The following is a 12,983-nucleotide window of genomic DNA, read 5'->3' as shown; positions in this document are numbered from 1 at the left end:
GCCCGGCACCCCGGAAGGCATGCCCGATGATCGATCGCGATCGTTTCCCCGTCGACGAATGGCGTCTCGTCGAGACCGAGTTCTCGGTCGACGACACCGGCGTCACCGAGACCCTCTTCGCCGTCGGCAACGGCTATCTGGGGTTGCGCGGCAACTCCATCGAAGGCCGTTTCGCCCACGAGCAGGGCACGTTCATCAACGGCTTCCACGAGACGTTCCCCATCCGCCACGCGGAGCAGGCGTACGGCTTCGCCGAGGTCGGGCAGACCATCATCAACGCCCCGGATGCCAAGGTCATGCGCGTCTACGTCGACGACGAGCCGCTCTCCCTCGACGTCGCCGACGTGCGCGAGTACGAGCGCGTGCTCGACCTGCGCCAGGGGATCCTCCGCCGCACCCTGCTGTGGGTGACGCCCTCGGGCAAGGAGGTGCGCATCGAGGACGAGCGGTTCGTCTCGTTCGATGAGAAGCATCTCGTGGTCATGCGCCTCACCGTCACGGTCCTGAACTCCGACGCCCCCGTCACGGTGGCGTGCCAGCTGCTGAACCGTCAGGACGGCGAGGGGATCTACGGCGGGTCGCCGATGGCATCCAAGTCGGCCGGTTTCGACCCGCGCAAGACCGAGAAGCTCACCGACCGCGTGCTCCAGCCGCGCGAGTACTGGCAGGACGGCGACCGGTCGGCGCTGTCGTACGAGGCGACCGAATCGGGCATGACGATCGCGGTCGTGGCCGACCACGAGGTCGACACCGAGAACACGTACGAATCACGCCACCTCGTCGAGCCCGACATCGCCAAGAACGTCTTCCGGGTGGACGCCCGCGCGGGCGTGCCGACGACGATCACGAAGTTCGTCAGCTACCACACCTCGCGCGGCGTGCCCGCGGGCGAGCTCGTCGATCGCTGCCGCCGCACGGTCGACCGCGCGCGCAGCATCGGCGTCGGCACGCTCGTGGAGCGTCAGATCGAGTGGTTCGCCGCGTTCTGGGAACGCTCGGACGTCCGCATCGGCGGTCAGGCCGACCTGCAGCAGGCGACGCGCTGGTGCCTCTTCCAGCTCGCGCAGGCCGCGGCCCGCGCGGACGGCCAGGGAGTGCCCGCCAAGGGCGTCACCGGGTCGGGCTACAGCGGCCACTACTTCTGGGACACCGAGGTGTACGTGCTGCCGTTCCTGGCCTACACCACGCCGCAGTGGGCGCGGAACGCCCTGCGCATGCGGTACCTGATGCTCCCCGCCGCACGCAAGCGCGCGCACCAGCTCAACGAGGCCGGCGCCCTGTTCCCGTGGCGCACGATCAACGGCGAAGAGGCCTCGGCCTACTACGCCGCGGGCACCGCGCAGTACCACATCAACGCCGACGTCTCCTTCGCGCTGGCGAAGTACGTGCGCGCCACCGGCGACGAGGAATTCCTCGCGCGCGAGGGCGTGGACATCGCGGTCGACACCGCCCGGCTGTGGTCGACGCTCGGGTTCTGGCGATCGAGCGACGGCGACGGCGACGGGGAGGACTCCTTCCACATCCACGGTGTCACGGGGCCCGACGAGTACACCACGGTCGTCAACGACAACCTCTTCACCAACGTCATGGCGCGCTTCAACCTCCGGTTCGCTGCGCGCACGGTGCGCGAGCTCTTCGACAACGACCCCGAGGCGTACGGCCGCATGGCCGACCGCATGAACCTCGACCCCTCCGAGCCCGACCGCTGGGAGAAGGCCGCCGAGGCCATGCACATCCCCTTCAGCCCGGCCCTCGGCATCCATCCCCAGGACGCCGTGTTCCTCGAGCGCGAGATCTGGGACCTCGAGAACACCCCGCCGGATCAGCGGCCGCTGCTGCTGCACTTCCACCCGCTGGTCATCTACCGCTACCAGGTGCTCAAGCAGGCCGACGTGGTGCTCGCGCTGTTCCTGCAGGGCAATCACTTCACGGATGCCGAGAAGCTCGCCGACTTCGAGTACTACGACCCGCTCACCACCGGCGACTCGACGCTGTCGGCGGTCGTCCAGTCGATCCTCGCGGCCGAGGTCGGCTATCAGGATCTCGCTCTGGAGTACTTCCGCCAGGCGGCGTTCGTCGACCTCGGCGACCTCCACCACAACGCCGCCGACGGAGTGCACGTGGCCTCGGCGGGCGGGGTGTGGACGGCGCTGGTCAGCGGCTTCGGAGGCATGCGCGACCACTTCGGCCGGTTGACGTTCGACCCCCGTCTGCCCGCGGACTGGCCCGAGCTGGCGTACGTGCTGCACTGGCACGGCACGCGCCTGAACGTCACGCTCACGGCCACCGCGCTGACCCTCCACGCCGGCGACGAGGGCGGTCCGGTCGACTTCGCGGTGCGCGGCGTCGACTACACCGTCGCGCCGGGCGAGAGCGTGCGGGTCGCGCTGCACGGCCAGGGTCCGCTGCTCCCCGGTCGCCCGTCGATCCGGCAGCTCGAGGGTTCGGTGCGCGAGGACGGCACCCTGCTCTCGGCATCCGTGCCGATCGTCACCGCGACGATCCCGTTGGTCTCGAGCGACGACGAGCCCGTGTCCGTCGGCCTCGACGCCTGACCCGTTGTCCGAACGCGGCGGCGCCCTTCGGGGCGTCGCCGCGTTCGACGTTTCCGGGGGCGGCGGGCGGCCGGGGCGGGGGAGGAGATTCGGCGGGGGGAGGATGCCGGAGGCCGGTGCGGCCCTCCCTTCGCGGAATCTCCTCCGCTCGGGGTGCGGGGCGCGGGCGGATGCCGGAGCGGGGCGCGCGGGGCGGGGGAGAGGGCCGGACGCGATGTCGGTGGCACGCCGTAGGCTGGAGGAGTGACGACAGCCCTGTACCGCCGCTACCGCCCGCAGGCATTCGGCGAGATGATCGGGCAGTCGCAGGTGACCGAGCCGCTGATGACGGCCCTCCGCAGTGACCGGGTGGGGCACGCCTACCTCTTCTCGGGGCCGCGCGGCTGCGGCAAGACGACGTCCGCGCGCATCCTCGCCCGCTGCCTCAACTGCGCGGAGGGCCCCACCGACACTCCGTGCGGCGTGTGCGACAGCTGCGTCGAACTCGGTCGCGGTGGCGGAGGGTCGCTCGACGTGGTCGAGATCGACGCCGCCAGCCACAACGGCGTCGACGACGCCCGCGACCTGCGCGAACGCGCGATCTTCGCCCCGGCGCGCGACCGGTTCAAGATCTTCATCCTCGACGAGGCGCACATGGTGACGCAGCAGGGCTTCAACGCCCTGCTGAAGCTCGTCGAAGAGCCCCCCGCGCACGTCAAGTTCATCTTCGCCACGACCGAGCCCGAGAAGGTGCTCGGCACGATCCGTTCCCGCACGCACCACTACCCGTTCCGCCTGGTGCCGCCCGCCGCGATGCTCGAGTACGTGCAAGAGCTCTGCGAGACCGAGGGCGTGTCGGTCGAGGCGGGCGTGCTCCCGCTGGTCGTCCGTGCCGGCGGCGGCTCGCCGCGCGACACGCTCTCGCTGCTCGATCAGCTCATCGCCGGTTCGGATCGGGATGCCGACGGCCACGTGCTCGTGAACTACGAGCGCGCGGTGGCGCTGCTGGGCTACACCCACTCCGAGCTCCTCGACGAGGTCGTCGACGCGTTCGCGGCGCTCGACGGCGCCGGGGCTTTCGCCGCGGTCGACCGCGTCGTGCAGACCGGACAGGATCCCCGTCGCTTCGTCGACGATCTGCTCGAGCGCCTGCGCGACCTCATCGTCGTCGCGGCCACCGGTGCCGGGGCTTCCGCGGTCCTCCGCGGTGTCCCCGACGACGAACTCGAGCGCATGGCCCGTCAGGCCACGGCGTTCGGCGTCGCCCGTCTGTCGCGCACGGCCGACCTCGTGGTGGCCGCCCTCGACGAGATGACCGGGGCCACCTCGCCCCGTCTGCAGCTGGAGCTCCTCGTCGCCCGGGTCCTGACTCACGCGGGTGTGTCGCAGGGCGTCTCGCCCGCGTCCGCTTCGGCGCACGCCGCCGAGCACGGCGCCCCCGCTCCCGTCCGCACGCCGGCTCCCGCGGCGGCCGCCCCCGCCGTCGCGGCTCCTGCGGTGGCGTCGCCGGGTGTGGCGGCTCCGGTCGCGGCTCCTGCGGTGGCGTCGCCGGGTGTGGCGGCTCCTGCGGTGGCGTCGCCCGGCGTGGCGGCTCCTGCGGTGGCGTCGCCCGGCGTTGCGGCTCCGGTCGTGGCTTCGCCGGGGGGCTCGAACCCTCGCCCGGGCGTCGCTGCGCCGGGTCGCGCCGCGTCTCCCGTGGCGGCGCCCGCGGCCGCGGCGGCACCGCCGGTCGCCGCACCGGCGACGCCTGCACCGACCGCGGATCCGGCAGCCGCCGTCGCCCCGGCCGAGCGTCCCGCGAGCCCGTCCGCAGCCACGGCCGGGCCCGCCGCGTCCCGACCGGCGCGCGCGACGACCGAGCCCACCGCGCCGTCCGACGACGACGTCCCGCCGCCTCTCGACGACGACGACGCCCCGCCGCCCTTCGACGATGTCGAGCCCGGCGCCGCGCCGACGGGTCCCGCGACGCGTGCGCCCGAGGCGGCGGCGCGCCCCGACGCCGCGTCACCGGCCTCGTCGCCGGCCGCTCCGCACCCGTTCGACACCGCCCCGACGCCCGACGGCGATGCCGCCTCCACCGCCGCCCCCGCCGACCCGGCGGCGAGCGGTGGCGCGGATGCGGCCGACGACTCCTCTCCCCTCGAACACGCGGCGCCGACGCCGCCGGTCGTCCCGCTCGGTCCGATCGAGCTGTCGCACGTGCGCGACGCGTGGCCCGAGGTGCTCGGTCAGCTCGAGGCCCTCAGCCGCGCGTCCTGGCTCGTCGTGTCGACCTCGTCCGTCCTCGCCTTCGACGACGACGTCCTCACCCTGGGCTTCCGCACGGGCGCCGACCTGACCGCGTTCAAGACCCGCACGGCGGACGGCGGCGCGAGCGAAGACCTCCGCCGTGCCATCCAGTCGGTCCTCGGCGTCCGGGTGAAGTACCTCGCCCGCCTCGAGGGCGACGGCGGCTCCGGCGGTTCCGACGGTGCGCCGCCGCGCGGCCCGGGCGCGGGCCCCGGCGGTGAGGCGCGCGCCACCTCTCCGGCCGCGCCGCAACGCTCGTCGGCGTCGTACGCGTCGGCCGCCGTCACCGACTGGGCCGTCGCCCCCATCCCCGGCGCGCCCGCGGGCTCGGCGCCCGTCGCCGCACCCGCTTCGCCGGCGCCGCCCCGCGCATCCGCACCCGCCGCCGCCCGCGCGGCGTCGTCCCCGTCGCCCGCGCCCGCGTCGCGGGCCGCCGCGCCGGCGCCCTCCGCGGCGGGGACGGCGACCGCCTCGGCATCCACCGCCGGAACCGCCCTCGCGGTCGACGAAGAGCCCGAGGAGGCCGCTGTCCGGCCGGCCCCGCGCATCGCTCCGCCGCCCTTCGAGGGCGCCGTGCTTCCCTCGTCCGATGTCGCCCGCTCGGTGCCCGCGCCCGAGGAGGTCGACGACGACGACGTCATCCCCCCGCTCGACGACGCGATCGACCTCCCCGTCCCGCCGGTGATCGTGCCGCGCATGGCGCCGCTGCGAGGGGGAGTGCAGCGCTACGGCGAGGCCGTGGTCCGCCAGATGCTCGGCGCGAACTACGTCCGCGACGAACCCTACGAGCCCCCGACGAGGTTCAACTGATGTACGACGGCATCGTTCAGGACCTCATCGACGAATTCGGTCGACTGCCCGGCATCGGCCCGAAATCCGCTCAGCGCATCGCGTTCCACATCCTGCAGTCGCCGAGTTTCGACGTCTCCCGCCTGTCGCAACTCCTCGGGGAAGTGCGCGAGAAGGTGCGCTTCTGCGAGATCTGCGGCAACGTCTCCGAGCAGGACCGCTGCTCGATCTGCCGCGATCCGCGCCGCAATCCGGCGCTCATCTGCGTCGTCGAAGACGCCAAGGACGTGGCCGCGATCGAGCGCACGCGCGAGTTCCGCGGGCTGTACCACGTCCTCGGCGGCGCCATCAGCCCCATCGCGGGCATCGGTCCCGACGACCTGCGCATCACGCAGCTCATGCAGCGGCTCGCCGACGGCTCGGTGCAGGAAGTGATCCTCGCGACCAACCCCAACCTCGAAGGCGAAGCCACGGCGACCTACCTCAGCCGGCTGCTGCACACGCTCGAGATCCGTGTCACGCGCCTGGCATCCGGTCTTCCCGTCGGCGGCGACCTCGAGTACGCCGACGAAGTCACCCTCGGCCGCGCCTTCGAGGGGCGCCGCACCCTGTGACGCGTCGCCGCACCCATTGACGCGTCGCCGCGCCCACTGACGCGTCCTCGCGCGCCTTGACGCCCGACGCGGCCCGACGTCCCGCCCGCAGCGGGTGAGAAATCTCCGACGTGCGGGTGATCTCCGAGCGTTGAACCCCCGTGTACCGCCTGTTCATCCCCCGATGGACCTACGGAAACCGGGCGCGGCCATTTTCTTGCCTACGGACTGCAGCACGGGTGCCCGACCCACGAGCTCTGCGGCCGTCAGACAGGGGTGCCCGTGAGCGAGACGCTCTCCGATCGCGCGACGCGGCGCGCACGGATCGTGTTCGACACGTTCCGTTCGATCCACGACCCCCGCCTGGCAGCGTGGCTGCTGTTCCGCTCGCATCTGCTCCCGGAGTGGTCGATCACCGCCGGCAGCCTCAGCGAGACCACCCCCGACGGAGCCCTCACCCCGCTCGGGGTGTTCGGCGTCTGGCGTCTGCTCGCGACCAACAACCGCGAGCTCGCGCGCTGCGCCCGCATCTTCGTCTCCCCCCGGGCCGCATTCGACGCGGTCGTCGCCGAGCAGTCCCGCGTCGACGAGATGACCGTCACCGCCGTCCGTGGCCCGCAGTCGACCACGCACGGGTGGGTCATCCGCCGGGGCGACCGGCCGGTCCTCACCGCCGCGCGCTGGTACGAATCGGCGAGCGAGGCCGCCGCCGCGGGCCGCGCCGCCAGCACGGCTCTCGCCACCGCGACCGTCGCGCAGGGCGTGAGCATCGGTACCGCGTCGGGACGCCGCGCCCGGGTCGGCATGAACGCTCCGTGACCACGGCATCCGGACTCATCGCCGGTCGGTTCCGCCTCGAGGGACTGCTGGGCTCCGGGGGGACGGCATCCGTGTTCTCGGCGACCGACACGGTCCTGGATCGCCCCGTGGCGATCAAGATGCTCCATCCGCATCTCTCCGAGAGCGAGGCGGTGCGCGCGGCGTTCCTGGACGAAGCCCGGCGCACGGCCGCGGTCGCGCACCCCGGCATCGTCGAGGTCGTCGACATGGGGACGTTCCAGGACGGCGACGTCACGATCGCCTGGATCGCCCAGGAACTGCTCGAGGGTGCAACCCTCGCCGAGCACGTCCTCGCCCACGGTCCCCTCGGCGCCGCGGCGACGCGGCGTATCGGCGACATGATCCTCGGAGCCCTCGAGGCCGCGCACGCGGGCGGACTCGTCCACCGCGACGTGTCTCCCGCGAACGTCCTCGTCCGCTTCGAGGGGACGACGCCGGCACGTGCGACACTGCTCGACTTCGGGCTGGCGGATGCCGCGGGCCGGACGACCCGCGGCGACGACGTGCTGCGCAGCACCGCCTCGGCCACGGCGGGCGTCGTCGGCAACGCGCAGTACGCCTCGCCGGAACAGCTGCGCGGTGAGCCGGTGGGGGTCGCCGGCGACCTCTACCAGGTCGGCGGGCTGCTGTACTTCGCGCTCACCGGCCGAGCCCCCTTCGAAGGCGGAGACCGGGATGCCGTGGTCCGGGCGCAACTGCACGCCCCACCCCCGGTGGCTTCGGTGCGGGCCCGCGGGGTGTCGCCCGCGCTCGACCGCGTGCTCGTGCGGGCGCTGCTCAAGGACCCGGCGGATCGCTTCGCCGACGCCGCCGAGATGCGCGCGGCGCTGCAGGCCACGGCCCCCGCCCCGGCGCCGGTCGCGGCGACGCGGGTCCTGCGTCCCACGCCGAGGGTCACCGCGACGGTCGTGGAAGACCCCGCTCCGGAACCGGCGGGTGCCCCCGGACGGTTCCGGGACTCGGGTCCCGGCTGGGTGACCGCGATCGTCATCGTGGCCGTCCTCGCGCTCGTCGCCGTCGCCGTGCCGCTCATGGCCTCCGCCGGTCGGCCCGAGCCGGGGGCCGCCCCCACCGCGGCGGCGACCCCCGTGCCCAGCAGTGATCCGGGAGCCGATCCCAGCCCGAGCGCGACGCCGACCGCGGAGGTCGCGGTCGTCCCCGACCTCGGCTCGCTGCAGGACACGCTCGCCGCCATCGAGGCCGCGGGGCTCGTCGCCGGCCCCGTGATCTCGCAGAACTCGGCGCTCGCCGCGGGATCGGTGCTCTCGTCGGATCCCGCCGCCGGCACGACCGTGCCCCGCGGCTCGACGGTGCGCTTGGTCGTGGCATCCGGGACGAACACCGTCCCCCCGATCGACGGGTGGGCGACCGGCGACGCCGATGCCGCGGTGCGCGCGGCGGGGTTCGTCCCCGAGGAGGTCGCGACCGTCTCGGACCGCCCCGCGGGGACCGTCATCGGCTCGACGCCGGCCCCCGGTGCGTCGGCGCAGGTCGGGTCCACGATCCGCCTGCTCGTGTCCAGCGGCCGCGCCGCGGTGCCCACGCCCACCCCGACCCCGACGACCACGGCGGGCCCGACGCCGACGGCCACGCCCACCCCGAGTCCGGGCGCGCCGTGAGCCGTCTCCGGCCGGTCGGGGCTCGGCATCCCTCGTTCACCTCCCGGCCAGGCGGCGTGGGCGGTCGCTCCCGGCGGCGTTCACGACCCGGATCTAGCGTCGCCAGTGCCGGCGTCCCGAGCCGGTACGAGGGACAACGGGCGCCTCGCGTCGCCGGTCGTCCGGACACCGCCGCGAGGCCGGACCCGCCCCGCGGGACACCGTTGCGGTGCCTCTGCACGACCTGCCCGACGCGACCGACGGAGAGCGCATGACGGACACCACCACGGAGGTTCTCCCTCCCCGATCCGAGCAGCAGGCTCCGGTCCGCCGCTCGCTGAAGAGCCGTCCGGTGCAGGCGGACCGGGTCTTCCGCGGGGCCGCCTACTCCGCGGGATCGATCACCGTGGCGATAATGCTCGCGGTCGGCATCTTCCTCAGCATCCGCGCGGGTGACGCGCTCAGCGTCGCGGGTCCCTCGTTCCTCACCACGCAGGAGTGGTCGCCCGAGACCGGCAGCTTCGGCGTTGCGGCGGTGCTGTTCGGAACGGTCACGATCGCGCTCATCGCGATGGCGGTCTCCGTTCCGCTCGCGATGGGGACGGCCCTCCTCATCAGCGAGATCGTGCCGGTGCGGGCCCGGTCGCTCCTCATCACGATGGTCGACCTCATGGCCGCGGTCCCCAGCGTCGTGTTCGGCCTGTGGGGCGTGTTCTTCCTGCAGTCGGGCGTGATCCCGGTCGCGCAGTGGATCTCCACCTACTTCGCCTGGATCCCGATCTTCGCGGTCACCGACCCGTCGGGGGCGCGTCTGACCGAGGCCGGCGCCTTCACGTCCTCGGCCTTCATCGCCGGCATCGTGGTGGCGCTCATGGTCGTACCGACGCAGACCTCGGTCATGCGCGAGGCGTTCTCGCAGGCTCCGCTCGGCGAGCGCGAAGGCGCGCTCGCGCTCGGTTCCACGCGGTGGGGCATGATCACCTCCGTCGTGCTGCCGTTCGGCCGCGGCGGCATCATCGGCGGCACGATGCTCGGCCTCGGCCGCGCCCTGGGCGAGACCATCGCCGTCGTGATGATCATCTCGCCGATCTTCACGATCAACCCGCAGGTGCTGAAGACCGGCACGAACTCGGTGTCCGCGCTCATCGCGCTCCGCTACGGCGAGGCGAGCCAGTTCGGCCTCTCGGCGCTCATGGCCGCGGGTCTCGTGCTGTTCATCATCACGCTCATCGTCAACTTCACGGCATCCACCATCGTCGCGCGGAGCCGGTCCGGAGCGGAGAGCAACTGATGGCCATCCTCACCACCGAAGCGCCGCCGTCCACGCCCGACGACGACGAGTCGAGCCGCTCCCGGACCTCCATCCCGGTCAGGCTCGGGACCGTCGGCGAACGGCGCGACGTGCGGACGGTGCCGTTCGGCGACCGGTTCGATCTGATCGGCAGTGCGGCGGCGGGCATCGCGCTGTCCAGCCTCATGTTCGGCTGGCTCACGCCGATGACGGGTGTCGTCGGGTGGATCGTGCTGTCGTTCATCGGGTTTCTCGGCATCTACGCCGTCATGACGGCGATGCGCGCGGACCGGTTGGCGATCAGCGAACGCATCATGACGGCGCTGTTCTACTCGGCGGGCGTGGTCCTCCTCGGTGCTCTCGCGTTCGTCGTCTTCTTCACGCTCGTGCGCGGGTCCTCGGCGCTGGTCCACTTCAACTTCTTCACCGAGACGATGAAGCTGGCGGGACCCCTCGACCCCCTCACGATGGGCGGCATCGCCCACGCGATCGTGGGAACCCTCATCCAGATCAGCATCGCGCTGATCATCACGATCCCGCTCGGGGTGACCACCGCGGTCTTCCTCAACGAGATCGGCGGCCCGTTCGCCCGGTTCGTCCGGACGATCTCGGATGCCATGACGGCGCTGCCCTCGATCGTGGCGGGCCTCTTCGTCTACGCCGCCGTGGTGACCCTCATCACCAATCAGCGCTCCGGATTCGCGGCATCCCTGGCCATCAGCGTGATGATGCTGCCCATCATCATCCGGGCCTCCGACGTCGTCCTGAGGCTCGTGCCGAACAACCTGCGCGAGGCCTCGTACGCGTTGGGGACGAGCCGGTGGAAGACCGTGTGGAGCGTCGTCCTGCCGACTTCGCGCTCGGGCCTGGTGACCGCCGTGATCCTCGGCACGGCCCGCGGGATCGGGGAGACCTCGCCCGTGCTGCTGACCTCCGGTGTGACGGCCGAGATGAACCTGAACCCCTTCTCGGGTCCGATGATCTCGCTGCCGCTGCAGGTGTTCGACTTCGTCAAGTCGCCCGAACCGAACATGATCGCGCGCGGCTTCGGCGCGGCCGCCACCCTCGTCCTGCTCGTGCTGACCCTGTTCATCATCGCCCGCCTGATCGGCGGCCGCGGACCCGGGCAGCTCTCCGATCGCCAGCGCCGCGCCGCGGCCGTCGCGTCGGCGCGTGACCTGCAGCGCATCAGCGGGGGCTCGGACACCCCGCCCACGACGCGTGCCGCGCGCAAGGTCCGTCCCCCCAAGGGGAAGCCCCCCGTCGATCTCGAGTGGCGCCTCGCCGAGCGCGCCCTCACCAAACGAACCGCCCCACCCTCCGAGGAGAACCCGTCGTGAAATCCCGTCCCCGCTGGGCCCGCCTCGCCGCGGTGCTCGCGGCCGTCTCCCTCGTCGCGCTCATCCCGGTGCCCGCGCACGCCGACGGGTACGTCCCGATCTCCGGTTCCGGCTCGACGTGGTCGCAGAACGCGCTCGACCAGTGGCGCAAGAACGTCGCGAGCAACTACGGCATGACGGTGAACTACTCCGGCACCGGATCCAGCGCCGGTCGCACCGACTTCCGCAACAGCACGGTCGACTTCGCGATCAGCGAGATCCCGTTCCAGGACAACCCCGAGGACGGCTCGGCGCCCGAGACGACGTTCAGCGACGGCACGCCGCTGCAGGGCAGGTTCGCGTACATGCCGATCGTCGCCGGTGGTACGTCCCTGATGTACAACCTCAAGATCGGCGGCAAGCGCGTCACCAACCTCCGCCTCTCCGGCGAGGTGATCGCGAAGATCTTCAGCGGGCAGATCTCCAAGTGGAACGATCCCGCGATCCAGGCCGACAACCCCGCCCTCGCGATGCCCGACCGCGGCATCACGCCGGTCTACCGTTCCGACGGTTCCGGCACGAGCGCGCAGTTCACCCTCTGGATGTCGAAGCAGTTCGGCAACATCTGGACGCAGGGCATGCGGTCGCAGTTCCCGCAGATCAACGCTTCGTTCAAGGGTCAGAACGGCTCGCTCGGCGTCGCGGGATACGTCAGCCAGGACTACGGCGAGGGGGCCATCACCTACGTCGAGTACTCCTACGCGATGAAGTCGGGCTTCCCGGTGGTGAAGGTGCTCAACAAGGCCGGGTACTACGTCGAGCCGACGTACCAGTCGGTCGCCGTGGCGCTGATGTCGGCGGCGATCAACCCCGACCTCACGCAGAACCTGGACGGCGTGTACAACAGCACGGATCCGCGCGCGTACCCGATGTCGAGCTACTCCTACATGATCGTCCCGACGCAGACGAACAAGCTCTTCACGACGGAGAAGGGCAAGACCCTCAGCCGGTTCGCGAACTACATGCTGTGCGAGGGTCAGCAGCAGGCCTCGGCCCTGGGCTATTCGCCCCTGCCGATGAACCTGGTGCAGGCGGGCTCCGAGGTGCTCAAGGCCATTCCCGGAACCGAGGGACCGGTCGACTTCAACAAGTGCAACAACCCCACCTTCAAGCCGGGCGACTCACCCGCGAACAACCAGCTCGCCGCTTCGGCGCCCAATCCGCCGGACTGCGACAAGCAGGGCGCGACGCAGTGCGTCGAGGGCACCGGTGGAGCCCAGGAGGCCACGCCCGCGACCGGTTCGGGTGGAGTGTCGGGGGGCGCGAACAGCGCCGACGCGGCGGCGGCCGCGGGCGGGGCGGCAGCAGCTTCGGGCGCGGCCGCCGGGACCGCTGACGCGGCGGCCGGGACCGCGTCCGACCCGGTGTACGACGCGAACGGCGTCCTGGTCTCCGGGGGAGGGGCCGCGGCGAACGCGGCCGTGTCGTCACCGTTCACGCTGGCCGACGACGTGTGGGGCCCGCCGCAGTACATGATGCTCGTCGCCGCTCTCTTCGTGGTCGCCGCGATCGTCATCCCGCCCGTGGTCTCGCGGCGCTCCGGCGCGCGCTCGAACCGTCGGTGACGTAGCCGTCGGCCTCCGGCCCGCCGCCGGAAGCGTTCGCGTCTGGAGCACACCGCATCGGTATCTCGTTGTGGGCACGTTCATCCGGACGTCACCCGCGCGCTT

At 72.2% G+C, this 12,983-nt stretch carries 8 protein-coding genes; all 8 read left to right on the top strand.

The genetic code is table 11. The features are described from left to right. Positions 1–26: 26 nt before the first annotated feature. The 8 genes from CSIV_RS15135 to pstS all read left to right on the top strand — a co-directional run bounded on the left by CSIV_RS15135 (position 27) and on the right by pstS (position 12,878). Positions 27–2,555 (top strand): glycoside hydrolase family 65 protein, encoded by a 2,529-nt coding sequence (locus CSIV_RS15135; protein WP_077052170.1) that lies wholly within the window; start codon positions 27–29, stop codon positions 2,553–2,555. Between the two features lie 243 nt (positions 2,556–2,798). Continuing rightward, entirely contained in the window at positions 2,799–5,633 is a 2,835-nt protein-coding gene (locus tag CSIV_RS15130) for a DNA polymerase III subunit gamma and tau (RefSeq protein WP_083735166.1), read from the top strand. After that, a complete protein-coding gene (gene recR / locus CSIV_RS15125; protein ID WP_077052169.1) occupies positions 5,633–6,226 on the top strand; it encodes a recombination mediator RecR in 594 nt (197 codons plus the stop codon). Before CSIV_RS15130 ends, recR begins: the two co-directional genes overlap by 1 nt. A 261-nt stretch (positions 6,227–6,487) precedes the next feature. Continuing rightward, complete coding sequence (locus CSIV_RS18480; protein WP_160897428.1) at positions 6,488–7,024, top strand: hypothetical protein; 537 nt, start codon at positions 6,488–6,490, stop codon at positions 7,022–7,024. Further along, a complete protein-coding gene (locus CSIV_RS15115; protein ID WP_077052167.1) occupies positions 7,021–8,664 on the top strand; it encodes a protein kinase domain-containing protein in 1,644 nt (547 codons plus the stop codon). Before CSIV_RS18480 ends, CSIV_RS15115 begins: the two co-directional genes overlap by 4 nt. A 250-nt stretch (positions 8,665–8,914) precedes the next feature. After that, positions 8,915–9,934, top strand: coding sequence for a phosphate ABC transporter permease subunit PstC (pstC, locus tag CSIV_RS15110; RefSeq protein WP_077052701.1), 1,020 nt, complete (start codon positions 8,915–8,917; stop codon positions 9,932–9,934). Beyond that, positions 9,934–11,274: a phosphate ABC transporter permease PstA gene (pstA, locus tag CSIV_RS15105; RefSeq protein WP_077052166.1), complete on the top strand. Its 1,341-nt coding sequence runs from the start codon at positions 9,934–9,936 to the stop codon at positions 11,272–11,274. The genes pstC and pstA overlap by 1 nt, the downstream gene beginning before the upstream one ends. Continuing rightward, the gene (pstS, locus tag CSIV_RS15100) at positions 11,271–12,878 is read left to right on the top strand and encodes a phosphate ABC transporter substrate-binding protein PstS (protein ID WP_077052165.1); all 1,608 of its coding nucleotides are present in this window, start codon (positions 11,271–11,273) and stop codon (positions 12,876–12,878) included. Before pstA ends, pstS begins: the two co-directional genes overlap by 4 nt. Positions 12,879–12,983 lie beyond the last annotated feature (105 nt).

Origin of the sequence: Microbacterium sp. CSI-V (genome assembly GCF_001984105.1) — a bacterium.
Lineage (GTDB): Bacteria > Actinomycetota > Actinomycetes > Actinomycetales > Microbacteriaceae > Microbacterium.
This window is presented reverse-complemented; position numbering and strand designations above follow the sequence as displayed.